The sequence below is a fragment of the Luteibacter sp. SG786 genome, from assembly GCF_011759605.1.
GTDB lineage: Bacteria > Pseudomonadota > Gammaproteobacteria > Xanthomonadales > Rhodanobacteraceae > Luteibacter.
This window is the reverse complement of record NZ_JAAOYX010000002.1, coordinates 349,422-373,314: the sequence shown is the minus strand read 5'-3', so window position 1 is coordinate 373,314 and position 23,893 is coordinate 349,422. Positions and strand designations below refer to the sequence as shown.

26 protein-coding genes and 1 tRNA gene are annotated in these 23,893 nt (G+C 66.1%); 14 read left to right on the top strand and 13 right to left on the bottom strand.

Annotation, left to right across the window (positions count from 1 at the left end):
• Nucleotides 1–52: 52 nt before the first annotated feature.
• Both purD and FHS47_RS13555 read left to right on the top strand, forming a co-directional pair.
• The gene (gene purD, locus FHS47_RS13560) at nt 53–1,336 is read left to right on the top strand and encodes a phosphoribosylamine--glycine ligase (protein WP_167028819.1); all 1,284 of its coding nucleotides are present in this window, start codon (nt 53–55) and stop codon (nt 1,334–1,336) included.
• Nucleotides 1,337–1,469: 133 nt separating this feature from the next.
• Nucleotides 1,470–3,344, top strand: coding sequence for an MFS transporter (locus tag FHS47_RS13555; RefSeq protein WP_167028816.1), 1,875 nt, complete (start codon nt 1,470–1,472; stop codon nt 3,342–3,344).
• A 24-nt stretch (nt 3,345–3,368) separates the two neighbouring features.
• Here the strand turns inward: FHS47_RS13555 and FHS47_RS13550 are convergent, their stop codons facing one another.
• From FHS47_RS13550 to FHS47_RS13515, 8 genes are all read right to left on the bottom strand, one after another.
• Nucleotides 3,369–4,235, bottom strand: a complete 867-nt coding sequence (locus tag FHS47_RS13550; RefSeq protein ID WP_167028813.1) for a beta-lactamase induction protein — start codon at nt 4,233–4,235, stop codon at nt 3,369–3,371.
• Between the two features lie 52 nt (nt 4,236–4,287).
• A complete protein-coding gene (gene nudC / locus FHS47_RS13545; RefSeq protein ID WP_208382011.1) occupies nt 4,288–5,271 on the bottom strand; it encodes an NAD(+) diphosphatase in 984 nt (327 codons plus the stop codon).
• A 13-nt stretch (nt 5,272–5,284) separates the two neighbouring features.
• Entirely contained in the window at nt 5,285–5,677 is a 393-nt protein-coding gene (gene erpA / locus FHS47_RS13540) for an iron-sulfur cluster insertion protein ErpA (protein WP_167028810.1), read from the bottom strand.
• 22 nt (nt 5,678–5,699) lie between these two features.
• On the bottom strand, nt 5,700–6,134 hold the full coding sequence (locus FHS47_RS13535) for a polymer-forming cytoskeletal protein (protein WP_167028807.1): 435 nt from the start codon (nt 6,132–6,134) through the stop codon (nt 5,700–5,702).
• Entirely contained in the window at nt 6,121–6,864 is a 744-nt protein-coding gene (locus FHS47_RS13530; protein WP_208382010.1) for a DUF6776 family protein, read from the bottom strand. The genes FHS47_RS13535 and FHS47_RS13530 overlap by 14 nt, the downstream gene beginning before the upstream one ends.
• Nucleotides 6,865–7,029: 165 nt before the next feature.
• A complete protein-coding gene (gene bfr, locus FHS47_RS13525) occupies nt 7,030–7,509 on the bottom strand; it encodes a bacterioferritin (protein ID WP_167028804.1) in 480 nt (159 codons plus the stop codon).
• Nucleotides 7,510–7,612: 103 nt separating this feature from the next.
• Nucleotides 7,613–7,816, bottom strand: a complete 204-nt coding sequence (locus FHS47_RS13520; protein WP_167028801.1) for a (2Fe-2S)-binding protein — start codon at nt 7,814–7,816, stop codon at nt 7,613–7,615.
• A 57-nt stretch (nt 7,817–7,873) separates the two neighbouring features.
• Nucleotides 7,874–8,410, bottom strand: coding sequence for an RNA pyrophosphohydrolase (locus tag FHS47_RS13515; RefSeq protein ID WP_167028798.1), 537 nt, complete (start codon nt 8,408–8,410; stop codon nt 7,874–7,876).
• 162 nt (nt 8,411–8,572) lie between these two features.
• On the opposite strand from FHS47_RS13515, the gene FHS47_RS13510 reads away from it, so the two are divergent.
• A tRNA-Met gene (locus tag FHS47_RS13510) sits at nt 8,573–8,649 on the top strand.
• A 126-nt stretch (nt 8,650–8,775) separates the two neighbouring features.
• Here the strand turns inward: FHS47_RS13510 and FHS47_RS19945 are convergent.
• The gene (locus tag FHS47_RS19945; protein WP_167028795.1) at nt 8,776–9,375 is read right to left on the bottom strand and encodes a LuxR family transcriptional regulator; all 600 of its coding nucleotides are present in this window, start codon (nt 9,373–9,375) and stop codon (nt 8,776–8,778) included.
• A gap of 191 nt (nt 9,376–9,566) precedes the next feature.
• On the opposite strand from FHS47_RS19945, the gene queD reads away from it, so the two are divergent.
• The 11 genes from queD (at nt 9,567) to FHS47_RS13450 (ending at nt 17,830) form a co-directional block, all read left to right on the top strand.
• Nucleotides 9,567–9,920 carry a 6-carboxytetrahydropterin synthase QueD gene (gene queD / locus FHS47_RS13500; RefSeq protein ID WP_167028793.1) on the top strand — a complete coding sequence of 118 codons (354 nt, stop codon included), beginning with the start codon at nt 9,567–9,569 and terminating at the stop codon, nt 9,918–9,920.
• 85 nt (nt 9,921–10,005) lie between these two features.
• Nucleotides 10,006–10,332 (top strand): phasin family protein, encoded by a 327-nt coding sequence (locus FHS47_RS13495; RefSeq protein WP_167028790.1) that lies wholly within the window; start codon nt 10,006–10,008, stop codon nt 10,330–10,332.
• A 169-nt stretch (nt 10,333–10,501) separates the two neighbouring features.
• Nucleotides 10,502–10,867 (top strand): ATP synthase subunit I, encoded by a 366-nt coding sequence (locus FHS47_RS13490; RefSeq protein WP_208382008.1) that lies wholly within the window; start codon nt 10,502–10,504, stop codon nt 10,865–10,867.
• Between the two features lie 3 nt (nt 10,868–10,870).
• Complete coding sequence (atpB, locus tag FHS47_RS13485; RefSeq protein ID WP_167028787.1) at nt 10,871–11,710, top strand: F0F1 ATP synthase subunit A; 840 nt, start codon at nt 10,871–10,873, stop codon at nt 11,708–11,710.
• An 82-nt stretch (nt 11,711–11,792) separates the two neighbouring features.
• A complete protein-coding gene (atpE, locus tag FHS47_RS13480; RefSeq protein ID WP_089975626.1) occupies nt 11,793–12,080 on the top strand; it encodes a F0F1 ATP synthase subunit C in 288 nt (95 codons plus the stop codon).
• A gap of 81 nt (nt 12,081–12,161) precedes the next feature.
• Nucleotides 12,162–12,632 (top strand): F0F1 ATP synthase subunit B, encoded by a 471-nt coding sequence (locus tag FHS47_RS13475; RefSeq protein ID WP_166699947.1) that lies wholly within the window; start codon nt 12,162–12,164, stop codon nt 12,630–12,632.
• A gap of 2 nt (nt 12,633–12,634) precedes the next feature.
• Nucleotides 12,635–13,168: a F0F1 ATP synthase subunit delta gene (locus FHS47_RS13470; protein WP_166699946.1), complete on the top strand. Its 534-nt coding sequence runs from the start codon at nt 12,635–12,637 to the stop codon at nt 13,166–13,168.
• A 19-nt stretch (nt 13,169–13,187) separates the two neighbouring features.
• Nucleotides 13,188–14,738, top strand: coding sequence for a F0F1 ATP synthase subunit alpha (atpA, locus tag FHS47_RS13465; RefSeq protein WP_167028784.1), 1,551 nt, complete (start codon nt 13,188–13,190; stop codon nt 14,736–14,738).
• Nucleotides 14,739–14,846: 108 nt separating this feature from the next.
• The gene (gene atpG, locus FHS47_RS13460; protein ID WP_167028781.1) at nt 14,847–15,755 is read left to right on the top strand and encodes a F0F1 ATP synthase subunit gamma; all 909 of its coding nucleotides are present in this window, start codon (nt 14,847–14,849) and stop codon (nt 15,753–15,755) included.
• Nucleotides 15,756–15,822: 67 nt separating this feature from the next.
• Nucleotides 15,823–17,235 (top strand): F0F1 ATP synthase subunit beta, encoded by a 1,413-nt coding sequence (atpD, locus tag FHS47_RS13455; protein WP_167028778.1) that lies wholly within the window; start codon nt 15,823–15,825, stop codon nt 17,233–17,235.
• 169 nt (nt 17,236–17,404) lie between these two features.
• Entirely contained in the window at nt 17,405–17,830 is a 426-nt protein-coding gene (locus tag FHS47_RS13450) for a F0F1 ATP synthase subunit epsilon (RefSeq protein ID WP_167028774.1), read from the top strand.
• Between the two features lie 304 nt (nt 17,831–18,134).
• Here FHS47_RS13450 and thrC read toward each other — a convergent pair whose 3' ends face one another.
• From thrC to FHS47_RS13430, 4 genes are all read right to left on the bottom strand, one after another.
• Nucleotides 18,135–19,415 carry a threonine synthase gene (thrC, locus tag FHS47_RS13445; protein ID WP_167028770.1) on the bottom strand — a complete coding sequence of 427 codons (1,281 nt, stop codon included), beginning with the start codon at nt 19,413–19,415 and terminating at the stop codon, nt 18,135–18,137.
• A gap of 2 nt (nt 19,416–19,417) precedes the next feature.
• The gene (locus FHS47_RS13440) at nt 19,418–20,368 is read right to left on the bottom strand and encodes a homoserine kinase (protein ID WP_167030158.1); all 951 of its coding nucleotides are present in this window, start codon (nt 20,366–20,368) and stop codon (nt 19,418–19,420) included.
• Nucleotides 20,362–21,462 carry a homoserine dehydrogenase gene (locus FHS47_RS13435; protein WP_247741476.1) on the bottom strand — a complete coding sequence of 367 codons (1,101 nt, stop codon included), beginning with the start codon at nt 21,460–21,462 and terminating at the stop codon, nt 20,362–20,364. Before FHS47_RS13435 ends, FHS47_RS13440 begins: the two co-directional genes overlap by 7 nt.
• A 376-nt stretch (nt 21,463–21,838) precedes the next feature.
• Nucleotides 21,839–23,830, bottom strand: a complete 1,992-nt coding sequence (locus FHS47_RS13430; protein WP_167028764.1) for a bifunctional 2',3'-cyclic-nucleotide 2'-phosphodiesterase/3'-nucleotidase — start codon at nt 23,828–23,830, stop codon at nt 21,839–21,841.
• Nucleotides 23,831–23,893 lie beyond the last annotated feature (63 nt).

The window sequence follows — 23,893 nt, the reverse complement described above, 5'->3', positions numbered from 1 at the left end:
CCTGCACCCAGGGGCCAAGTTAGAATGGCCAGCTCGACATCCGGAGAATCCCATGAAAGTCCTCGTCATCGGCGGCGGCGGGCGCGAACACGCGCTGGCCTGGAAAATCGGCCAGTCCCCGCGCGTGGACGAGGTGATCGTGGCGCCAGGCAACGCCGGAACGGCGCGTGAGCCCGGCATGCGTAATGCCGCGGTTGCCGTGACCGATATCGATGGTCTGGTAGCGCTGGCGCGCAGCGAGGGTGTCGGGCTCACCGTGGTGGGCCCCGAAGTGCCGCTGGTGGCTGGCGTGGTCGATCGCTTCAAGCGGGAAGGCCTGCGTTGCTTCGGCCCGACCGCCGCCGCCGCGCAGCTCGAGGGCAGCAAGGCGTTCGCGAAAGACTTCCTCGCCCGTCACGGCATTCCCACCGCGCACTACGCCGTGTTCACCGAACTGGCACCCGCGCTCGCGCACGTTCGCGAGAAGGGCGCGCCCATCGTCATCAAGGCCGATGGTCTTGCCGCCGGCAAGGGTGTGATCGTGGCGATGACGCTCGCCGAAGCCGAGGCGGCACTCGAAGACATGCTGGGCCAACAGGCCTTTGGCGACGCCTCGTCTCGCGTGGTCATCGAGGAATTCCTCGACGGTGAAGAGGCGAGCTTCATCGTGATCGCGGACGGCGTGCACGCCCTCCCGATGGCGACCAGCCAGGATCACAAGCGCCGCGACGACGGCGACAAGGGCCCGAATACGGGAGGCATGGGCGCGTATTCGCCGGCCCCCGTGGTGACGGACGAGGTATCCGCTCGTGTCATGCGCGAAGTGATCGAGCCCACGCTCGCGGGCATGGCGGCCGACGGCATGCCCTTCACCGGTTTCCTCTATGCCGGCCTCATGATCGACAAGACCGGTGCGCCCAAGGTCATTGAGTTCAACGTGCGCTTTGGCGATCCCGAAACGCAGCCGATCATGCTGCGCTTGCGCTCGGATCTCGTGGACCTCGTCGAGGCAGCGCTCGACGGCCGTATCGCCGCCGTGCAGGCGGAGTGGGATCCGCGCCCCGCGCTGGGCGTGGTGATCGCCGCGGACGGTTATCCCGGGAAGGTGCGATCGGGCGATCCGATCGAGGGAGCGGACACCGACTTCGGGCCGGACGTGAAAGTATTCCATGCCGGTACCGCGGAAGGCGCGGATGGATGCCCGGTCACCGCGGGCGGGCGTGTGCTCGCCGTCTGTGCGCTCGGGGCCGACCTGGTCGAGGCACGTGAGCGAGCCTATGCGGCTGTCGATGGCATTCGCTTCAGCGGCGCCTTCCATCGCAGTGACATCGCACACCGCGCACTGTCACGCCGGTAAGGAAAAGGGGCGGCGACGGAACGCCCGCTCGCCGCGCACGGCAGACCGCCACGCAAACTCCAATACGGCCCTTCTGATAGGAGTGCGTCAGCGCGACCGGCTACACTGCCGTGAACCCACACGGTGGCACCGGATGTCGCAGTTCTCCCTTCTCGCCAAGCGGCGCTTCGCGCCGTTCTTCTGGACGCAGGCGCTCGGTGCCTTCAACGACAACGCGTTCCGTAACGCGATGGTCATGCTGGTGGCATTCCAGATGGGGCTGCCGGACAAGCAGGTGTCGCTCTACACCAACCTTGCGCCCGCGCTCTTCATCCTTCCGTATTTCCTGTTCTCCGCCACCGCCGGTCAGCTCGCGGAGAAGTTCGAGAAGACGCGGATCATTCGCTACGTGAAGTTGTTCGAGATCGCGGCCATGGGGATCGCCGCCGTCGGCTTCTTTACCCACCACGTGTCCCTGCTGCTCGTGGTGCTGTTCCTCATGGGCGTGCATTCGACCGTCTTCGGGCCCATCAAGTACTCCATCCTCCCCCAGGCGCTGGAGCGCAGCGAACTGGTCGGCGGGAATGCACTGGTGGAAACGGGTACGCAACTTGCGATGCTGATCGGCATGATCGTCGGCAACTCGCTGATGCTGATCGCCGGCTATGGCACGCTGGCCGCCTCGCTCACGACGATCGGTATCGCGTGTGCCGGCTACCTCGCCAGCCGAGCCATTCCCGCCGCCCCCGCCACCGCGCCGAGCTTGCGATTCAACTGGAACCCCTTCAGCGAAACCTGGCACGTGCTGAGAATCACGCACGAAGACCGTGCGGTGTTCCATGCCGTGCTGGGCATCTCCTGGTTCTGGTTCTTCGGCACGGTGATGATCGCGCAGCTACCCACCTATACGCGCCACGTGCTGGGCGGTGACGGGTCGGTCAACACGCTGGTGCTCACGCTGTTCTCGCTGGGAACGGGCGTCGGTTCGCTCATGTGCGAACGGTTGTCACGCAAGCGCGTCGAAATCGGCCTGGTACCGATGGGCGCGTTCGGACTCACCGTGTTCGCCATCGACCTGTACTTTGCGCGCCCCGCCACTGTGCCGGGCATGGCGCTGGACTGGTTGGCCTTCGTCGGCGTGCCGGGCGCGTGGCGCGCCATGATCGACCTCACCATGATCGGTGCGTTCGCCGGTTTCTACGTGGTGCCGCTGTTCGCCTTCGTGCAGAGCCGCGCACCGCGCGAGCGCCTGTCGCGGGTGATTGCCGGCAACAACATCGTGAATGCGTTGCTGATCTGCGCCGCTGCGGCGTTCGGCATTGGCCTGACGGCGTTGGGTTTCGATGTGCCGACGATCTTCCTCGTCACCGGGCTGGTTAACATCGCGGTGGCCGTGTACATCTTCACGCTCGTCCCCGAATTCATGATGCGCTTCGTCACCTGGGTGCTCGTGAATACGCTCTATCGGGTACGCGTCGACGGATTGAAGAACGTGCCGGACGAGGGTGCGGCGCTGGTGGTGTGCAACCACGTGAGCTTCATGGACCCATTGATCCTCATGGCCAGCGTGCGCCGGCCGATGCGTTTCGTCATGTACTACAAGATTTACGACATTCCCGTGCTGAGTTTCGTCTTCCGCACTGCGAAGGCGATCCCGATCGCGGGGCGGCACGAAGATCCGCAGTTGATGGAGCGCGCGTTCGAAGAGGTGGACGAGGCGTTGGCCCGTGGCGAGGTGGTCTGCATCTTCCCGGAGGGTGGCATCACGCGCGACGGCGGCATCCAGAACTTCCGTCCCGGCATCGACCGCATCCTCGCTCGCCGGCCGGTTCCCGTCGTGCCGCTGGCATTGCGCGGCATGTGGGGCAGCATCTTCAGCCGCAGGGACAGCGCGTTGCACCGCACCCGCCTGCCAAGGCGCTTCTGGTCTAAGATCGAGCTGGTGGGCGGTGCGCCGGTACCGGCCAACGAAGCCAATGCGGCTGTGCTGCAGGCGCGCGTAAGCGAACTGCGCGGCGACGACCTCTAGGAGCGCGCAGGGCGCGCTCCTACGTCATGCGAACCAGGCCGCCAACACGATCACCGCCACCACTGCCAGCCACACGATGAGTACGCGGCGGATGACGCGGCGGGCGTCTTCCAGTTCTGCGATGGGATCGCTCACATCCTGCACATAGCCGTCGCCGGCTTCCACATCGGCGTCGACGCCCGCGCGTGCCACCGCGCCCAGGAAATCCGGCTCCAGCCGCGAGCGCGGGCTGCCCGAGGTGCGGTGCCATTGTTTCCAGGCGCCCATGACGGCGTCGAAGTCGGAAACAAGCGCCATCGCGAACACCATCAGGTGTGCCGGAATCCAGTCGAGCGCATCGGCCAGACGACGCGCGCTGGCGCGCGTGGCGGTATCCAGGCCCATCGCGGCGTCGCGGGCGAGGGTCTGTGCAAGCCGATAGCCGAGCGCGCCGGCGGGGCCGAGAAGGAAGAACCAGAGCAGCACGCCGAAGCGACGACGCAAAGCGCCGTAGAACGCGGCTTCCACGAGCACGGGCGCAAACCAGCCGAGTGGCGCGTCGTCGTGGCGCAGCGCCGCCACCGCTTCGTCGCGGCGCAGGGTGTCGCGTGCGCGAAGGACGGCGTCAATGTCGGTTTCGATTTCGCGTGGGCCCAGCGCGTAGACGAGCACGGCGATGGCGAAGACGAGCCAACCCAGATCGAAGAAGGGCAGGGAACGAAGGATGCCCGCCACGATGACGCAGGCGATCACCGGTACCAGCAGCACGACGGCGACCTTGCCCGGGCCGGAAATGTCGGCGAGACGGCCGACCCACAGACGGAACCAGCGGTCGTCACGCCAGCGGGCCAGTTGCGGCACGCTCCAGACGATGACGAGGGCGACGAGTACGGCGAGGAGACGTAAGGCCATGGGCAGACACGATCCGCGGGTCGATGCCTCGATTGTAGGCGAAGCAGGAGGATCAGCGCGCGGTGCTGGCGACCAATTCGTCGAGATCCACGCCGCGCATGCCCAGCCAGTGCTCGATCAGGCGGTACGACACCGATAGCGGTGGCGGTACGCCGAGCGTGCCCGACGCCATGCCTTGCACGATGTCGTCCACGGTGAACCAGCGGGCATCTTCCAGCTCGTCGTCGCGCAGGTGTATCTCGCGCGTTTTCGCCGTGGCGGTGAACCCGACCATCAGCGAGGCGGGCAGCGGCCAGGGCTGCGACGAATGGTAGGTGGCATGCAGTACTTCGACGCCGGACTCCTCGCGCACTTCGCGGCGCACGGCATCTTCCAGCGATTCGCCCGGCTCGATGAAACCGGCGAGCGTGGAATAGCGGCCGGGCGGCCAGCCACGCTGCCGTCCGAGCAGACACGCGTCGCCGTCTTCGACGATCACGATGATGGCGGCATCGGTGCGCGGAAAGTGCATGTGGGCGCCGTCGGGGTTCGTGCACTGCACACGATGACCTGACGCCACCACGAGGGTCGGTGCGCCGCACTGGCTGCAGAACCGGGTCTGCCGTTGCCAGTGAACGATACCCTTCGCATAGGCGAACAGCCCGGCGTCGAAGGCATCGAGGACGAGCCCGGCCTCGCGCAGCGACATGCGCCGGGCACCGGTGAGAGAAACAAAAAGCTCCGCCTGCACCTCGTCGACGACGAGCGCGAACCACGCACGGCCCGCGGCAAGGCCCAGAAAGGTGGACGGTATGTCGCCGAAGCGCTCGGCGCGCATCGTGGGCGACATCCACTGTGGGGAGTCGGCTTCCGCGAGAACGAAGGCGCGGCCTTCCGCGTCCAGCACGAGGAAGTGGCTGTCGGGCTGCGCCTCCATCTCCTCCACCCACAGGCGATCGTCGCGCCGTTCCGACATGCGATCGATGTCGATGCCGGCGAACACGTTTTCCCGGGCGCGCATGGCGGCGGCCTTGTCGCGCTCCTGCTCGACGCTCACGCCCAGGAACCGGTCATGCGCTGAAGGAGGACCCGCAGCCGCAGGTGGTCTTTGCGTTGGGGTTGCGAATGACGAACTGCGAGCCGCTGAACGACTCGGCGTAGTCGATTTCCGCACCCGTGAGGTACTGCAGGGAGAGCGGATCGACAAGAAGCGTGACGCCCTCGCGGGCCACGGCCAGGTCGTCCTCCGCCTGTTCCTCGTCGAAGGTGAACCCGTACTGGAACCCGGAGCAACCGCCGCCGCTGATGTAGACGCGAAGCTTGAGACCCGGGTTGCCTTCTTCTTCGATCAGCTCGTGCACCTTGCGGGCGGCGGCTTCGGTGAAGACAAGCGGAGCCGATCCCGAGCGGTAGTCGGGCGCGCCGGTCGGAGCCATGGGGAATGGGTTGTTCATGCCGGACATAATGGCGCCGTTCCGGTCCAGGTCAAGCCTCGTCCAGGGCCGGCGAGGTCTGGAGCGCTGCCTGGGTCAGCTGCCGGATGGTCTGCGGGGCATGGTGCACCATCTTTCCGTTCACCTGCGCGCCGGCCGCCATTTCCAGCACCTGGTAATGCACGTCGCCTTCGATCCGGGCCAGCGGAGCCAGTTCCAGCCGTTCGGTGACGTGAATATCCCCGGTGACGCCGCCGTTGATGACCGCGTGGGGCACTTCGATCCGCCCCGAAACCCGGCCGGTCTCGCTGATGGTGAGAACGCCGTCGCTTCCCGCATCGGCATGGACCGAGCCTTCGACGGCGCCGTCCAGGTGCAGCGCGCCGCTGAAGAAGACGTCGCCGCGAAGCGTGACGCCACGGGCGATGAGGCTGGTGGCCGCGGCGTTGACGGCGGGAGCCTGGTTCTTCCGGTTATTGCTGAACATCGTTGGCCTCTTCGTTGCGCAGGGCATCGGCCCACATCACCGTTCCGGTGATCGCCTGGCCGCCTTTCACATCGGCGACGAGTCGCAGCCGGGTCGGCTTGAAGCCGGCCGGCAGGATGAAACTGCCCTGGATCTGCTGGAAGTATTTGAAAGAAAAAGGAAGGTTGGTGGCCTGAGCCCCCTGCCCGAGCGCGGGCCCCTCGAGCGTGGCGACCTTGTTGTCCTGGATGCCTTCCACGGCGAATTTCAGCGAGCCCTCGACCACCTCGCCCCGCCGGGCGTTCTGGGTCAGCGTGACCACCAGGTTCCATGCGTTGTCGGCGCCCTTGACGGGCGTGCTGCGGGCGCCCTGGATCTTCAGGCCGTCGCGCTGGCCGCCGCCGCCCACCAGGCGCGAGTAAAATGCGAGGTCGGTGCGGAGGCCGCTGATCTCCTCGTCGCGTTCGGCAAGGTTCCGTTTGAGTTCCTTCGCAGCCACTTCGGCCACCTGGCCGGCGCGTTGCAGGTTCGCCACCTGCTGGCGAAGATCCTCGTTGTCCGCCTTCAACTGCCTCACGCTGCTGCGATCCCCTGCAACCGCGGGCGCGCGCTCCGCCGCGAACCACGCACCGAGGCCCACGAGGATCAGACTGAGCGCCCACGCGCCTGCCACCAGAAGGCGCGTCCGGCGCTGGCTGGCCGCGTCGTCGAGCGTGCGCACGACGAACCGTGGCGGTTGGCGTGGAGCCATGGCAATTCCGTGGAGGAGACGTGAAGACCGGGCATGGTATAGCCCCCGCCTCCTTCAATGGTCAAGGAACGGGTCCCGGAAAAAGAAAGGCCGCCTTGCGGCGGCCCTTGAATCCGGGTGGCGTGTGGGAAGCGCGCTCGCGCGCGAACGCCACGCCGCGAACGTTCAGTCGTGCAACGAGCCCACCTTGCTGAGCATGTAACGCTCGGGCCCGATATCGGAGATGAGGCTGAACTGCGTCTCCAGCCAGTCGATGTGCTCTTCTTCCTGGCTGAGGATGAACTTGAACAGGTCGCGGCTCACGAAATCGTGGATGCCTTCGCTATAGGCGATGGCCTCGCGCAGGTCCTTGGTGGCCAGGAGTTCGAGGTCCAGGTCGCCCTGCAGGGCCTCCACGACGTTCTCGCCGATCCGGAGCTTGCCCAGGTGCTGGAGGTTCGGCAGGCCGTCGAGGAAGAGAATCCGCTCGATCAGCTTGTCCGCGTGCTTCATCTCCTCGATGGATTCCTCGTACTCGTGCTTGGCCAGTTCGTTGTAGCCCCAGTCCTTGAACATCCGGTAATGGAGGAAGTACTGGTTGATGGCGGCCAGCTCGTTATAGAGGACCTTGTTGAGGTATTCGATGACCTTCGCGTCGCCCTTCATGGGTGATCTCCCTGGTTGTTCAGGGCACGACTATACGTGGCCGCTGAGGACCTTGGCGTAACGAGAATGAAGGCGGTTCGCGTCCTCACTGGGACGCGAACCGTCAGGCCGGAGACGGGATGAAGGCGAGCGCGGAACGGGCGGCGTCGACGGCTTCGCGCAGGCACTGCCGGGCTTCCGGTTCGCAGGCGCCGCAGCAGTCCGAACAACCCGTGCGGGCCTGGAGCTCGGCAAAGGACTGGACGCCCTCGGCCGCGGCGCGGCGGATGGCGTGGTCGGTAACGGCATTGCACATGCAGATGTACATGGGAGCGAATTCGAACGCGAATGCGAACGATTGTCAACTACCGAGGCGTGAAGGCGTTTAGGAACCGGTGTCCCGGGTTGCCACGGCCTGCTGCGGACAGCGCCCCACTTCGACCCGGCAGACCGTTTCCACGGTGGGCGCGAACTGGCGCAAGGCCCTTTCGTAGACCTGCCGTTTGAAGTTCACGACATGGTGGGCGGGATACCAGAAGTCGACCCAGCGCCAGAGGTCGAACTCGGGCTTCTCGCAGGCGTCGAGCCGGAAGGCGTCTTCGCCGCATTTCAGGCGAAGAAGGAACCAGACCTGCTTCTGGCCGATGCAGGTAGGCCGCTGGTGGTGGCGGACGAAGCGACTCGGCAGGCGGTAGCGGAGCCAGCCGCGGGTTTCCGCCAGGACCTCCACATGCTGGGCAAGCAGGCCGGTTTCTTCTTCCAGCTCGCGGTACATGGCCTCCAGCGGCGTCTCGTCGCTGCGCATGCCGCCCTGGGGGAACTGCCAGCCATCGCGATTGACGCGGCGCGCCCAGAACAGGCGGCCGTCTCCGTTCAGGAGCACGATCCCCACGTTCGGTCGATAGCCATCAGCGTCGATCATCCGTCCTCCGCGAGCAGGCTGCCGGCGGCAGGCCGGTACGCTCGTTGCGATCGATTCAACCACAGCGCGAGAAGCGCGGGCAAGGCGCCACTTGAATGGAAAGCCAGCCGCGATTAAACTGCCCGGCCTTCGCGGGCCTGCCCGCGGACGACCAGGTTCCATGGCTAGGTAGCTCAGCTGGTCAGAGCGCGGCACTCATAATGCTGAGGTCGGCGGTTCGAGCCCGCCTCTAGCCACCAAAACAAAAAAAGCCGTGCCCATGGGCGCGGCTTTTTTTTGTGGGAGCCGCTTCAGCGGCGATGGGTGCTTGCGGCAAGCTTGCCCGCGCGGGATCGCCGGCATAGCCGGCTCCCACAAGATGCCGGCTACAGCACGATCGGTTCCTCGTCCACGCGGGGCGCCAGATCGAGCACCGCGCGCGCCAATTCCACCACGTTGTGCACGCGCAGCTTGGCCATGAGGTTTGCGCGGTGGAGTTCCACGGTCTTGGGGCTGATGCACAGTTCGCTGGCGATCACCTTGTTGAGCTTCCCGCACATGATTCCTTCCAGCACCTGCGATTCGCGGCGCGTGAGCGAGACGTCCGGCCGCAGGGCAGCGAAGCTGCTCGCCGCCGGCTCGTCGGTATGTTCGTCTTCGGGCAGGGGCATCAGGAACACCGCGTGGAACGCTTCCGGGGGCACGTCGAGCAATTGGCGTGTCATGCGATAGCGTCGGGGCGGCACATGGGGATCGCGGAGCACAAACTCGTCCGCGGCACCGGTGGGATGAAGGTGTTCCTGGAGCCAGACGGGGCCGGCACGGCCCCGCGCCGTGCCGAATTCGCGTCGAAACGCTGCGTTGACCATCACGGCCCGCTCGCCATCCTGGCGCCACACCACACAGGGCCATGGCAAGGCGGCGAACACTTCCTCGGCCAGCCCGCACGTATGCGAGCCGTCGATTGAATCACGAGCAAGGCACATCGATGCCTCCTGGTGTGCGCATGGAAGCCGGCGATCCTCCCCCTACGCAGTCACGCCGGTAGTTGCCACTGCAACCGTTCGGCGGTGAAAAGTCCATGAACGACAGTCTACGAATTTCCCGAAGTGCGAACCCCGTCGTGAAGGGGCGCGGTTATCGGGAGCTATTTGCCACGTCCGCTACAATGCGATCCATGCGTATCTTCAAGACCTTCAACATCGAAGCGGCCCACCGTTTGCCGAATGTGCCCGAAGGGCACAAGTGTGCCCGCCTGCATGGCCACTCGTTCCGGGTCGAGCTGCACGTGGAAGGGCCCACCGACCCCGTGCTGGGCTGGGTCATGGATTTCGGCGACCTCAAGGCGAGGTTCCAGCCGCTCTACGACCGGCTCGACCACCATTACCTCAACGACATCGAGGGCCTCGAAAACCCCACCAGCGAGAACCTCGCCCGGTGGATCTTCGAGCGCCTGAGCCCGGACGTGCCCGGCTTGGCGAAGGTGGTGGTGCACGAGACCTGCACCTCGGGTGCGGAATATTCCGCATAGCTGCCATCGCAACAATTCGCGGTTGCTGCGCTGCGGCGCACGGGACTACACTCCGGCCTCCCCCGTTCCCCGACGGCCCGCACCCATGTCCGAAGTAAACGGTTACGCCGATCTTGCCCGGCTCGTGGAGCAGGCCGCAGCCGCGCAGGCCGTCGCCTGGCGCGGCATGGAGCGTGTCGCCGACCTGCAGTTGGCGGCGATGGAAGGGCACGCGCGCGCGGCAACGGGGCTGATCGCCGACGCCATGCAGGCAAACGATGCCGATGCCGTGCAGGCACTGATGCGCCGGGGCGGAGAGCTCCAGCGCGAAGGCGTGCAGCGCGCCGCATCCGCCGTGGGCGACATCCTCGACGTGGCCGTGCAGACCGCCACGTCCCTTGGCGTGCTGGCAGGTCAGCCCGCCAGGGCCTGATCGCCGGCGCCACCTCCACAACGACGCGACACAGGGTCGCGCCGGCGGGTGGTTATGGCCTTTCGCAGCTTGTCCCGTCGTTTACGGCGCTGGTATACTTTTCCAGATTAAACCGTGGCCCGTTGAACCAGCTGGTGCCGCCTTCGAGCGAAACCACGGGAGCCTCGCGTTGCTCAATAGTCTTGCCGCCGGTCGTCACCTCGCCATGCGCATCGTCATCGCGCAACTGGTGGTGGCCGTCGTCGCAGGACTCGCTTTCTCCCTGCAGGGTCGTCCAGCCGCGCTGGCCGCCTTCGGGGGCGCCCTGATCGTCGCTATCGCCACCGCGCTGCTTGCCGCGCGAGCGTTCAGCGCGCTGGGTGGGGCGGGAGCAACGTTCATGCGGTTCCTCGTGGGCATGATCCTTCGCTGGATCATCCTCATCGGTGGACTGGCTCTCATCCTGGTTCAGTGGAAGCTGCCACCCTTGCCCGCACTGGCGGGATTGGTGGCCGGCTACGCGGTCAACGTATTTGCATTCAGATTCAAGGGTTGAGGCATGGCGAGCGAACCGCAGGGCGGTCTGACCGAATACATCCAGCACCATCTGAACCACCTGACGGTGAATTTCAGCGCCGACCATTTCTGGTTCTGGAATCTGCGCGCCGATTCCATCGTCGTCTCGTTCGTCCTTGGTGCCGCGTTCTGCCTGTGGTTCTGGCTGTTCGCACGCAAGGCCACGTCGGGCGTGCCGTCCAAGGGCCAGGCCCTGGTGGAGCTGGCCATCGAGTTCGTCGACACCCAGGTGAAGGACACCTTCCACGGCGACCGCCGCACGGTCACGCCGCTGGCGCTGTCCATCTTCATGTGGGTGTTCCTCATGAATGCCATGGACCTGCTGCCGGTCGACCTCGCCGGCTGGCTCGTGCACACCTTTGCGGGTGACGAAGTCGCGCACCACACCTACTTCCGCATGGTGCCCACCGCCGACATCAACACCACGGTCGGCCTGTCGGTGGCTGTGCTGTTCATCGTCATCGGCCACGGCATCAAGGCCAAGGGCGGTTTCGGCTTCGGCAAGGAACTCCTCACCGCGCCGTTCCATGCAAGCAACCCGATCGCCAAGCTCATCCTGGTGATCCCCAACTTCCTTCTCAACGTCGTCGAAACCCTGTCGAAGCCCGTGTCGCTCGCCATGCGACTCTTCGGCAACATGTACGGCGGCGAACTGGTGTTCATGCTGATTGCCGGTCTGATGGTGAGCTGGATCAGCTTCGTGCCTGGCGTCGTGTTCAACACGGCGTGGGCGATCTTCCACATCCTGATCATCGCCCTCCAGGCGTTCATCTTCATGATGCTCACGATCGTCTACATCGCCACCGCGCGGGAACACCACTAACTCACCGCACCGACGTTAGAACCTTCGGCTCCATCCTTTTTCATTTCCACCCTTTCGTTATTCGTTATCCCAGGAGAACACCATGGAACTCGCCTCGCTTCTCGCCCACGTCCAGGGCATGACCGCCATCGCCATCGGCGTCATCATCGGCCTCGGCGCGCTGGGCGCCTGCCTCGGTATCGCCGTCATGGGCTCGAAGTTCCTCGAGTCGGCCGCTCGCCAGCCTGAACTGGTCCCGCTGCTCCAGGGCCGCATGTTCCTGCTCGCCGGCCTGATCGACGCGGCGTTCATCATCGGCCTCGCCGTGGCCCTGCTGTTTGCGTTCTCGAACCCGCTGGTCGGTGTCGTGCGCGCTGCCGTCGGCGGCTAAGCAACGTCCGTCCTGTCGCCGTGACCCTTCCGGTCACGGCGATCGTCAGTACCCAAGCGTTCGGAGTCTTTCGGAGAGATCATGGAAATCAACATGACCTTCCTGGGCCAGATGATCTCTTTTGCGATCCTGGTCTGGTTCACCACCAAGTTCATCTGGCCCCAGCTCAACGGCGCCATCGAAGAGCGCCAGAAAAAGGTGGCCGAGGGCCTCGCTGCCGCCGAGCGCGCGCGCGCCGAGCTCAAGGATGCCGACGCCAAGGTCGCCACCGAGATCAAGCAGGCTCGCCTGCAGGCGACCGAGATCATCGACAAGGCCCAGCAGCAGGCCAACCAGATGCTGGACAAGGCCCGTGCCGAAGCCACCGCCGAGATCAACCGTCTGAAGGCCCAGGCCCAGGACGAGATCGCGTCGATGGCGCAGCGGGCGCGCGAGCAGCTGCGTGAGCAGGTGGGCGCGCTGGCCGTGAAGGGTGCGGAGAAGATCGTCCAGCGTGAAATCGATCCGGCGGCCCACAAGGCACTGCTCGATCAGCTCGCTGCCGAGATCTGACCATGGCCCAGGCGCTCACACTCGCCCGTCCGTACGCACGCGCCGCTTTCGAAGTGGCGCATGCGTCGGGTGCGCTCGCCGACTGGTCGGCGGCGCTCGGATTCGCCGCCGCGGTCGCGGCCGACCCCCAGGTCGCCGGGCTCGGCAACGATCCGCGCGTGCTGCCGGCGCAGCTCGTCGCCCTCCATCTTCCGCAAGGCATGGCTGCCGATGCGCCGTTCGCCCGTTTCCTCGAGGAACTGGCGGAAAACGGCCGCATGCACCTGCTGCCCGAAATCGCCGCGCTCTACGACCAGTACAAGCTGGAGTCGGAGTCGACCCTGAAGGTCAAGGTCACGAGCGCGCTGGATCTCGACGCGGCGCAGACCGAAACGCTGCGCGCCTCGCTGAAGCGCCGCTTCAAGCGTGAGATCGAACTGGATACGCACGTCGATCCGGCGTTGCTCGGCGGTGTCGTCATCGACACGGGCGAGCAGGTCATCGACGGTTCGGCGCGCGGCCGCCTCCAGCGGCTGGCCGGCGCGCTGACGCACTGATTTCATATAGGAACCGACCATGTCCAGCACCACTCTGAACCCGTCCGAGATCAGCGAACTGATCAAGACCCGCATCGAGCAGTTCAAGCTCGGCGCCGAGGCACGCAACGAAGGCACGATCATCAGCGTGTCCGACGGCATCGTGCGCATCCACGGCCTTGCCGACGTGATGCAGGGCGAAATGATCGAACTGCCGAACAACACGTTCGCCCTCGCGCTGAACCTGGAGCGCGACTCGGTCGGCGCCGTGGTGCTGGGCGAATACCAGCACCTGCGCGAAGGCGACGCCGCCAAGACCACCGGCCGCATCCTCGAAGTGCCGGTCGGCCCGGGCCTGCTCGGCCGCGTCGTCGACGCGCTGGGTAACCCGATCGACGGCAAGGGCCCGATCGACGCCGTCGGCACCAGCCCGGTGGAGAAGGTCGCTCCGGGCGTCATCTGGCGCCAGTCGGTCGACCAGCCGATGCAGACCGGCTACAAGTCCATCGACTCGATGATCCCGATCGGCCGCGGCCAGCGCGAGCTGATCATCGGCGACCGTCAGACCGGCAAGACCGCCGTCGCGATCGACGCGATCATCAACCAGAAAGACTCCGGCATCCGCTGCATCTACGTGGCCATCGGCCAGAAGCGCAGCTCGATCGCCAACGTCGTGCGCAAGCTCGAAGAGAACGGCGCGCTGGCCAACACCATCGTCGTCGTCGCCTCGGCGTCCGAAGCGGCCGCGCTGCAGTACGTCGCGCCGTACTCCGGCTGTGCCATGGGCGAGTACTTCCGCGATCGCGGCGAAGACGCGCTGATCGTCTATGACGATCTGTCGAAGCAGGCTGTGGCCTACCGTCAGATCTCGCTGCTGCTGAAGCGTCCGCCGGGCCGCGAAGCCTATCCGGGCGACGTCTTCTACCTGCACTCGCGTCTGCTCGAGCGCGCCTCGCGCGTCAGCGCCGAGTACGTCGAGAAGATGACCAACGGCGAAGTGAAGGGCAAGACGGGTTCGCTCACCGCGCTGCCGATCATCGAGACCCAGGCCGGCGACGTGTCCGCGTTCGTGCCGACCAACGTGATCTCGATCACCGACGGTCAGATCTTCCTGGAAACCGACCTGTTCAATGCCGGTATCCGTCCGCCCGTGAACGCCGGTATCTCGGTGTCGCGCGTCGGTGGCGCGGCCCAGACGAAGATCGTGAAGAAGCTCTCCGGCGGCGTGAAGCTGGCCCTCGCGCAGTACCGCGAGCTGGCCGCCTTCGCCCAGTTCGCCTCCGACCTCGACGCCGCCACGCGTGCGCAGCTCGACCGCGGCCAGCGCGTTACCGAGCTGATGAAGCAGTCGCAGTACTCGCCGCTGTCGATCGCCGAACTCGGCGTGTCGATCTACGCGGCCGAGAAGGGCTACCTCGACGACCTGCCGGTCAACAAGGTGCTGCCGTTCGAAAAGGGCCTGCACGCCTTCATGCGCCAGAACCACGGCGAACTGATGGCGAAGATCGACGAGACCGGCGACTGGGACAAGGACATCGAGGCGACCTTCAAGGCCGCCGCCGACGAGTTCAAGAAGACCGGTAGCTGGTAATTGCGTAAAGCGTGAACCGTGAACAGTAAGTTACAGCTCGCAACTTACGGTTCACGGTTTACGGTTCACGTTCCTCAGTAATCAAGTAACACGACCACGGCGAACCTCATGGCAAGCGGCCGCGAAATCAAAACCAAGATCAAGAGCACGCAGAACATGCGCAAGGTGACGCGCGCGCTCGAAATGGTCTCGGCGTCGAAGATCCGCAAGGCGCAGGACCTGATGAAGGCCTCGCGTCCTTACGCGCGCCTGATGCGCAAGGTCATTGCGCACGTCGCCCAGGCCAGCACCGACTTCACCCATCCGTTCCTCACCGAGCGTGGCAACGTCGCGCGCGTCGGCTTCATCGTGGTGTCGACCGACCGCGGCCTGGCCGGCGGCCTCAATTCCAACCTGTTCCGCCGCACGCTCACGTCCATCCGCGAGTGGCAGGGCAAGGGCGCGGAGATCGACGTCGTTGCCGTGGGCCAGAAGGCCGTGCAGTTCTTCCGCCGCATCAAGGGCGTGAACCTGATCGGCACGGCCACGCACCTCGGCGAGAAGCCGAAGCTGGAAGACCTGATCGGCGTCATCAAGGTCGTGCTCGATGCCTATTCGGAAAACCGGCTCGACCGCGTGTTCCTGGTCTACAACGACTTCGTGAACACCATCGTGCAGAAGCCGCGCATCGATGCGCTGCTGCCGCTCTCGGTGGTCGCCACGGAACTGGAACATGCCGAGGGCTCGGCGTCCGAAGGCGTGAAGGTCGAGCAGGCGCACGACTGGGACTACATCTACGAACCCGACGCGCGCACGGTGCTCGAACACCTGATGACGCGCTACATCGAATCGGTGGTGTACCAGGCGGCGCTCGAGAACCTCGCCAGCGAACACGCCGCGCGCATGGTGGCCATGAAGGCCGCGTCGGACAACGCCAGCAAGGTCATCGGCGAACTGACGCTCGTCTATAACAAGGCGCGCCAGGCGGCGATCACGCAGGAAATCTCGGAAATCGTCGGCGGCGCCGCGGCGGTCTAACGAAAAGCGATGGCGACGCGTAAGCGGCGCCGCTACAGAACCTACATAGATTCATCCGGAGCATTCCATGAGCCAGGGTAAAGTTGTTCAGATCATCGGCGCGGTCGTCGACGTCGAATTCCCGCGCGACCAGGTACCGCAGGTCTACGACGCACTGAAGATCGACGGCACCGAGATCACCCTCGAAGTGCAGCAGCAGCTCGGCGACGGCATCGTCCGCGCCATCGCCCTCGGTTCCACCGACGGTCTGCGCCGCAACCTGATCGCCCGCAACACCGGCGAAGGCATCAAGGTGCCGGTCGGCAAGGCCACGCTCGGCCGCATCATGGACGTGCTCGGCAACCCGATCGACGAAGCCGGCCCCATCGGCGAGCAGGAAAAGTGGGTCATCCACCGCGAAGCCCCGTCGTACGACGACCAGGCCGCCGCGAGCGAACTGCTGGAAACCGGCATCAAGGTCATCGACCTGATGTGCCCGTTCGCCAAGGGCGGCAAGGTCGGCCTGTTCGGCGGCGCCGGCGTGGGCAAGACCGTGAACATGATGGAGCTCATCAACAACATCGCGAAGGCGCACTCGGGTCTGTCCGTGTTCGCCGGCGTGGGCGAGCGTACCCGCGAGGGCAACGACTTCTACCACGAGATGAAGGACTCCAACGTCCTCGATAAGGTCGCGATGGTGTACGGCCAGATGAACGAGCCGCCGGGCAACCGCCTGCGCGTGGCGCTCACCGGCCTCACCATGGCCGAGTACTTCCGCGACGAGAAGGACGAGACCGGCAAGGGCAAGGACGTGCTGCTCTTCGTCGACAACATCTACCGCTACACGCTGGCCGGTACCGAAGTGTCGGCGCTGCTGGGCCGCATGCCGTCGGCGGTGGGCTACCAGCCCACGCTCGCCGAAGAAATGGGCGTACTGCAGGAGCGCATCACCTCGACCAAGACCGGCTCGATCACGTCCATCCAGGCCGTGTACGTGCCCGCGGACGACCTGACCGACCCGTCGCCGGCGACCACCTTCGCCCACTTGGACGCCACGGTGACCCTGAGCCGCAGCATCGCTTCGCTGGGTATCTACCCGGCCGTGGATCCGCTGGACTCCACCAGCCGCCAGCTCGATCCGGGCGTGATCGGCCAGGAGCACTACGACGTGGCCCGTCGCGTGCAGGGCACGCTGCAGCGCTACAAGGAACTGAAGGACATCATCGCCATCCTCGGCATGGACGAGCTGTCGCAGGAAGACAAGGAAGCCGTGTCGCGCGCCCGCAAGATCGAGCGCTTCTTCTCGCAGCCGTTCCACGTGGCGGAAGTGTTCACGGGTTCGCCGGGCAAGTACGTGCCGCTGAAGGAAACCATCCGCGGCTTCAAGATGATCGTCGACGGCGATGTGGACTACCTGCCGGAGCAGGCCTTCTACATGGTCGGCGGCATCGACGAAGCGATAAAGAAGGGCGAAGAGATGGGCGCAAAGAAGGCTGCCTGACGGAGCCTTTCTTTGCGTGAAGCGTGAGCGGCGGCTGCGCCGCCTTGTAAACAGTGAACCGTGAACAGCAATCGCAACTTACGGTTCACAAGGCGGCGCCAGCCGCCGCTCACACTTCACCAAGCCATACCTCAACGCAACCTATAGAACGACAAAGCCGGAGCCCCCCATGCCCCACACCATTCGCGTCGACATCGTCAGCGCCGAAGCCGAGATCTACTCCGGCGAAGCCACGCTTGTGGTCGCCACCGGTGAGCTTGGCGAGCTGGGCATTGCGCCGCGTCACGCCCCGCTGATCACCCGCCTGAAGCCCGGCCATGTCGACGTGGTCACGGCCAACGGCGAGCGCCAGCAGTTCTTCGTCTCGGGCGGCATCCTCGAAGTGCAGCCGCAGGTGGTCACGATCCTCGCCGACACGGCGGCGCGTGCCTCCGATCTCGACGAAGCCGCCGCCCTGAAGGCGAAGGAAGAAGCGGAGGCCGCCCTGGCCAACCGCGGCCCGCAGATGGACGTGTCGGAAGCCCAGGCGAAGCTGGCCGAGGCACTCGCCCAGCTCCAGGCCCTGGAGCGCATGCGCAAGACGCTCAAGCACTGATCGCAGCAAACGAAGGGCCGGCGTTGTTCCTCAACGGAACGACGCCGGCTTTTTTTTTCGCCCTGTGGGAGCCGGCTACGCCGGCGATCCCGCGGCAGCGGGCAACCTGCCGCAAGCACCCATCGCCGCTGAAGCGGCTCCCACACAAAGCTCGCCTGCGTTTCTGGTTTGCGAACTCTTGTGGAGAGGCCTTGTGTGGGAGCCGGCTATGCCGGCGATCCCGCGGCAGCGGGCAATCTCGCCGCGAGCACCATCGCCGCTGAAGCGGTTCCCATAGGGCGCTATCGAAAACCTGGCGCAGCCATCACTGCCAGCCGCGCAGCCACTCCGAAAAGAGACGTGTATCCGCCGCCATCGGCTCGGCGAACGATTCGCGCTCCAGCATCGCCCTGAGTGCGTCCGGCACCTCCACGCGTCGACCGATCAGCGGCTCGACGATGCTTTCGAACTTCGCGGGATGCGCCGTGGCGGCGACGGTCCATTCGCGGCGGTCCCCTGCCATGCGCAGCCGCTCGAACACACGGATGCCGGTGGCGGTGTGCGGGCAGAACACTTCGCCGTCGCTGGCCGCGTGGCGGTGGATGGTGTCGCGGATCTCGGCATCGTCTACGCTCTCTGCGTGGCCGTGCAGGCGCGTGGCCTCGTCGCTGCCGAACAGGTGGCGCAGGCGCTCGAAGTTGCTCGGTGCGCCCACGTCCATGGCGTTGGCGATGGTGGGGACGGCATCGCGAGCGCGGTAAGGCTTGCCCGCGAAGAATTCCGGCAGCGTTTCGTTCGCGTTGCAGGCGAACACCACGTCCCCAATGGGCAAGCCAATCTCGCGCGCCCAGAGGCACGCGACGGCATTGCCGAGATTGCCGGTGGGAACGATGGTATTCATCCGCCGGGCGGCACTCAAAGCGGCGTGGCCGAAGTACGCCATCTGCGGCAGCAGGCGGCCGAGGCTGATGCTGTTTGCCGAGGACAGCGGTACGTCGGCCTGGAGCGCGGCGTCGCCCAGAGCGGCTTTCACCAGCCGCTGGCAGTCGTCGAAGCTGCCGGCCACGCGAAGCGCGCGCACGTTGTCTCCGAAGCTGCCGAGTTGGTGGGCCTGGCGCGGGGATACGCGCTGGTCGGGATAGAGGATGACTACGCGCATGCCGGGCACGCCGTCGAAGGCCGCGCCGACGGCAGCGCCGGTGTCGCCCGAGGTGGCGACGAGGATCGTCAGCGGCCTGTCCGCGTGCCTGCGAAGCCTGAGGAGGCAGGCGGCGAGGAAGCGCGCGCCGAAATCCTTGAAGGCCGCGGTCGGCCCGTGGAAGAGTTCGAGCAGGTACGCGCCGTCGATGCGCAACTCGCGTCGCGGCGCGGGATAGGCGAACGCTTCCGCGCAGATGGCCGGCAGTTCCATGGCGAGCGGATCGCCCGCGAAGAACGGCTCCAGCATGTGCACCGCCGTGCCGGCGAGGTAACCCGACGATCGCGGCATATCTACGCGCGGCATCGCCTCGGGTACATACAGGCCGCCGTCGGGCGCGAGGCCCGCTGCAATGGCACCGGAAAGCCCGACGGGCGCGGCATCGCCGCGCGTGCTGACGTAGCGCACGGTCACAGCACCCTGGCGGCGGGGCCGTCGATGGACCCCACCAACGCATCGCTGTCGTAACCGGCCGTTGCGAAGGCCTTGCGCATGTCGCTCGCGGCCGCCTCGGCGGAAGCGCGATCCTCGAACCAGCCGAAGACGCTGGGGCCGGCTCCCGAAATGCTGGCACCGAGCGCGCCATGATCGAGCGCCGCCTGTTTCACTGTCGCGAACCCCGGAATGAGCGGTGCCCGCCGCGGCTCCACCAGCACGTCGGAAAGCCCTTCGCGAACCAGCGCCGCGTTACCGGTGTAGCAGCCGGCGAGGACGAGCGAAAGATGGGCGCTCTGCTCGACGAACTCGCCGAGCGCATAGTGGCCCGCCAGCGCCGCACGCGCGCGCCGCGTTTCCAGCACCACATGTGGATGCACCAGCGCGCAGTGCCATTCCGGCGGCACGGGAATGCGCACGAGGCGCGAATGCGTGGCGAGCACGAGCCCACCCAGAAGCATCGGCCCGAGGTTGTCGCCATGACGGCTGCCGCTGGCGACGACCTCGCCATCGAGAGCGAACGGATACAACGCCTCGCGCGACAGAGGCTCGTCGAGCAGCGCGTTCGCCGCGACCACCGCAGCCACCACGGAGGCTGCCGATCCGCCCATGCCCGAGCCGAGCGCGATGCCCTTGTGCAGCGTGATCTCGAAACCGAAGGGAAGGTCGAGCCCGTGCGCCATCGAAAGCAGGGCTGCACCGGCGGTGTTGCTTGGCGCATCGTGCGGCAGATCGGTGACTACCCCGTGGATGGCGGCGATGCGCACTTCCCTGTCCGGAATACGCCGCACTTCGGCGCGATCGCCGGCGCCGGCAACGGTATGACCGAGGATGTCGAAGCCGATGCCGACGTTGCCGACACTGGCGTAGGCCTCGGCGATGGCGACATCCGCACGGACCCGGGGCGAGGTTTCTTCTTTCAGCATGCGCACCGTTTTACTCCCATCGCGCCCGCCACGCGCAGCAGGTCGGCGAATACCGCCGCCGCCGTGACTTCGGGACCGGCACCCGGGCCCTGGACGACCAGCGCATTGTCGCAGTATCGGCGCGTGGCGAAGCGCACCACGTTGTCGGTGAGGCGGGCATGGGCGAACGCATGGTCGGGTTCGACCACCTCCACGCCGACCGATGCACGCCGCCCGTCGAGCCGCGCGACATGGCGAAGGACTCCGCCGGCGAGGCGTGCCTCGGCGAGCAGGGCCGCCATCGGCGCGTCCAGCGCTTCGAGGTTCGCCATGAACGCTTCCCTGTCGCAGCCCCCCAACTCCGCCGGAACGAGTCCGCGGATCGCGACATCCTCCAGCGAGAGCGCGATACCGGCCTCGCGTGCCAGGATCACCAGCTTGCGTGCCACGTCCACGCCGGAAAGGTCATCCCGCGGGTCCGGCTCCGTGTATCCCAGCGCATGGGCTTGCCGGACAAGCGCCGAGAAGGGCAGGGTGCCGTCGTAGCGATTGAACAGCCAGGCCAGCGTGCCGGACAGCATGCCCTCGACGCCGGTCAATTCGTCGCCGGTGTCGAGAAGATCGCGCAGCGTGTGCACCACGGGTAGCCCGGCGCCGACGGTGCCCTCGTAATGCAGTCGCGCGCCACTGGCGCCTGCGGCGGCGCCGATCCTGAGCCAGCGGTCGAGAGGCCCGCTGACCGCGCGCTTGTTCGGCGTGACGACATGGATCCCAGCGGCAAGCCAGCCGGCGTAGCGATCCGCCACCGCGTCGCTGGCGCTGCAATCGGCGAGCACGGCGGGTGCGCCGCCATCGCCGGCCACATAGGCGGCGAACTCGTCCAGCTCGGCCGGACGCCAGGTCTGTGCACCATGGGTACGGCCGTTGAGCGCCTCGTCGTCGCAATCGAGCCACATATGGCGGCTGTCGCTGACCGCGCGCAGGCGCAGGTCGAGGCGGCAGTCTCGCAGCAGGCGTGGCGCGGCGAGCCGGAGCTGGGTCAGCAGCGCGCTGCCCACCTTGCCCGGGCCGATGAGGCCGACATGGACGACAAGCGGGGCGGCCGGCAGGCGCAAGGGCGTCGCAGGCGGAGCATGGCGTGGTGGTGCGATGGCGATGGACACGGTGGAAACCTCCTGATGGGAGGCCCGTCACGTCGCGTCAGGGGGAGCGGTGGAGCTTCGGCGCCGATCCCGTCCTGCGGGAGGGTCGGGGCCGGCAGCGACAAGGGACTAAGCGCGCGCGAACTCCGATCCTCCGACCAGGGTAGTGGTCGTGGTGGTCGTAGTCGCGGTGGTGGACACGGACGCGAGCGCGCCGGCCGGAACAGCCGGGGTGTAACGCAGCGCTGGCGAGAGGGAATGCATGGCCCGACGTTATGCCCCGACCGGGGGCGGTGTCAACGGCAGGGCCATAGGCCAGACGGCCGAGTCGGCCGCCTGGTTCCTCGTGTCAGTGCTTCGACAAGTCGATGGCGTAGACCGCCGTGCCGTCGCCGTTATCGCGCAGCTGACGGATGGGCAGGCCCAGCGAGGCGGCCACATTCGCCTTGCCGGCCGCCGAGGTGAACGTGACCGGACCCTTCGTGCGCACCGGCGCGAAACGCCACGAGCGCTTCTCCACGTCCTTGCTGCCGATCGTCTTCTTCGCCTCCACCCAGTGGATCACCACTTCGCGATTGCCGTCCGGCGCGCTGAGCACGATGTTGTCGCCGCTCATGCCGGGGAACTCGCCGCCGCCGCTGGCGCGGTAATTGTTGGTGACCACCACGAACGGCTGCGACGGCTTTACCGGCTTGCCCTTGTAACGCAGGTTGCCGATGCGCTCGCCTTCCGGCTTCGACACGTCGATGGTGTAGGTGAGGCCGCCCTGCATCTGGTCGAAGTTGTACCCCGGCAACTTGCCGATGAGTGCCTGCTCGCCGTCCTTCGCCGGATCGATGCGATTGAAGCGGGTGGCTGCCTTTTCGAGCCATGCCTTCACGCCCGCGCCGTCGGTTTTCACAGCCGCCAGCGTGTTGGGATAGAAATACAGGTCGGCCGCGTTGCGGATCGTCATGGGGCCGGCGGGCACGTCGGTGAAATCTTCGGGTCCGCCGAAGCCCGTGCGGAACGCAGACGCCGACGAAAGGACGGGAACGTCCTTCAGGTCGGGGCGCGAGCGTGCCAGCTCATCACGCGCGTAGTCGATCTGCGCGGCATTCACCACGGCCAGTGCAGACATGTTGCCCTCGTCGGCGAAATAGCTCGTGAGCGCATGGTCGGTCGCGCCGATGGGCGTGTTGACGTAGGCCACCGCGGCTTCATGCGCGTCGCGAACGATCGGTGCAATGGACGGGTCCGGCGCCACGCATTCGTTCTTCTTCGGGCAGATCGGGCGCACCTGGCTGTGGCTCTTGTCCTTCTGCACCACCCAACGCCCACCTTCGCGCTGCAGCGTCATCTGGATGACACCGAGGTCCTTGCCGAAGAAGCCGCCCATCACCGCAGGCACGCCGCGCACGATGCCGCGCTTCGCGTCGACGTCCTTCATGCCCGCATAGTGCGGCCCCGGGAACTCGGTGTGCGAGTGGCCGAGCAGAAGGGCATCGATCCCCGGTACGCCCGCGAGGTACCAGCCGCCGTTCTCCATCTGCGGGGTATACGGCGCGGTGTTGAGGCCGCCGTGGAGGATGGCGACCACGATGTCCGGTTTCTGCGCGAGCACTTCCGGCATGTAACGGTTCGCGGCTTCGACGACGCCGTCGACGGTCACCTTGCCGGCAAGGTTGCGCTTGTCCCAGTCGAGGATGGGCGGTGGCGTGAAGCCGATGATGCCGATCTTCAGCGTGGCGGACTCGGGCTTGCCGTCGCTGCCCGTGGCAGTGACCTGCTTCGTCACGATCGTCCACGGCTTGAAGATGGGCTTGCCGTCGCGCGCACTGTAGACATTCGACAGTACGAGCGGAAATTTCGGCCCGGCGCACTGGCGCGCGGAGACCCCGTCGACATTCATCGCGGTGTTCGTCACCTGCGCGAGGAACGGCAGGCCATAGTTGAATTCGTGGTTACCCGCGGTGCCACCGTCGTAACCCACGGCATCCATGGCCTTGTAGATGGCCAGTTCGGAATCGCAGCCGAGCGGCTTTACCAATGCCTGGTAATCCGCAAGGACGGTACCCTGTATGGTGTCGCCGCTGTCGAACAGCACGGTATTGGGGAACTCGCTGCGCGCCTGGCGAATCAGCGTGGCCACGCGCTCGTAACCGAGCGTCGGGTCGTCCTTCTGCTTGTAATAGTCGTACGACAGGATGTTGGAATGAACGTCGGTGGTTTCCAGGATGGCAAGATCCAGCGTCGCGCCGTCTTTCAATCCGGCGCCAGGCGCGGGTTTCTCGGCGGAAGCGCCGGCGCAGCCGGCGAGCAGGGCGGCCGAAAGCACGGCCAGGGCAAGGGGCTTGAACATCGTGGAGTCCGGCAGGAACAGGGGTCGGAGCGGAAAACTAGCAGAAACATCATGACGCTACCT

Excerpts from the sequence above, each read along its gene's own strand:
- purD (WP_167028819.1), top strand. The coding sequence starts at position 53 with ATGAAAGTCCTCGTCATCGGCGGCGGCGGGCGCGAACACGCGCTGGCC.
- FHS47_RS13555 (WP_167028816.1), top strand. The coding sequence starts at position 1,470 with ATGTCGCAGTTCTCCCTTCTCGCCAAGCGGCGCTTCGCGCCGTTCTTC.
- FHS47_RS13550 (WP_167028813.1), bottom strand. The coding sequence starts at position 4,235 with ATGGCCTTACGTCTCCTCGCCGTACTCGTCGCCCTCGTCATCGTCTGG.
- erpA (WP_167028810.1), bottom strand. The coding sequence starts at position 5,677 with ATGTCCGGCATGAACAACCCATTCCCCATGGCTCCGACCGGCGCGCCC.
- FHS47_RS13535 (WP_167028807.1), bottom strand. The coding sequence starts at position 6,134 with ATGTTCAGCAATAACCGGAAGAACCAGGCTCCCGCCGTCAACGCCGCG.
- FHS47_RS13530 (WP_208382010.1), bottom strand. The coding sequence starts at position 6,864 with ATGGCTCCACGCCAACCGCCACGGTTCGTCGTGCGCACGCTCGACGAC.
- bfr (WP_167028804.1), bottom strand. The coding sequence starts at position 7,509 with ATGAAGGGCGACGCGAAGGTCATCGAATACCTCAACAAGGTCCTCTAT.
- FHS47_RS13520 (WP_167028801.1), bottom strand. The coding sequence starts at position 7,816 with ATGTACATCTGCATGTGCAATGCCGTTACCGACCACGCCATCCGCCGC.
- FHS47_RS13515 (WP_167028798.1), bottom strand. The coding sequence starts at position 8,410 with ATGATCGACGCTGATGGCTATCGACCGAACGTGGGGATCGTGCTCCTG.
- FHS47_RS19945 (WP_167028795.1), bottom strand. The coding sequence starts at position 9,375 with ATGTGCCTTGCTCGTGATTCAATCGACGGCTCGCATACGTGCGGGCTG.
- queD (WP_167028793.1), top strand. The coding sequence starts at position 9,567 with ATGCGTATCTTCAAGACCTTCAACATCGAAGCGGCCCACCGTTTGCCG.
- FHS47_RS13495 (WP_167028790.1), top strand. The coding sequence starts at position 10,006 with ATGTCCGAAGTAAACGGTTACGCCGATCTTGCCCGGCTCGTGGAGCAG.
- atpB (WP_167028787.1), top strand. The coding sequence starts at position 10,871 with ATGGCGAGCGAACCGCAGGGCGGTCTGACCGAATACATCCAGCACCAT.
- atpE (WP_089975626.1), top strand. The coding sequence starts at position 11,793 with ATGGAACTCGCCTCGCTTCTCGCCCACGTCCAGGGCATGACCGCCATC.
- FHS47_RS13475 (WP_166699947.1), top strand. The coding sequence starts at position 12,162 with ATGGAAATCAACATGACCTTCCTGGGCCAGATGATCTCTTTTGCGATC.
- FHS47_RS13470 (WP_166699946.1), top strand. The coding sequence starts at position 12,635 with ATGGCCCAGGCGCTCACACTCGCCCGTCCGTACGCACGCGCCGCTTTC.
- atpA (WP_167028784.1), top strand. The coding sequence starts at position 13,188 with ATGTCCAGCACCACTCTGAACCCGTCCGAGATCAGCGAACTGATCAAG.
- atpG (WP_167028781.1), top strand. The coding sequence starts at position 14,847 with ATGGCAAGCGGCCGCGAAATCAAAACCAAGATCAAGAGCACGCAGAAC.
- atpD (WP_167028778.1), top strand. The coding sequence starts at position 15,823 with ATGAGCCAGGGTAAAGTTGTTCAGATCATCGGCGCGGTCGTCGACGTC.
- FHS47_RS13450 (WP_167028774.1), top strand. The coding sequence starts at position 17,405 with ATGCCCCACACCATTCGCGTCGACATCGTCAGCGCCGAAGCCGAGATC.
- FHS47_RS13440 (WP_167030158.1), bottom strand. The coding sequence starts at position 20,368 with ATGCTGAAAGAAGAAACCTCGCCCCGGGTCCGTGCGGATGTCGCCATC.
- FHS47_RS13430 (WP_167028764.1), bottom strand. The coding sequence starts at position 23,830 with ATGTTCAAGCCCCTTGCCCTGGCCGTGCTTTCGGCCGCCCTGCTCGCC.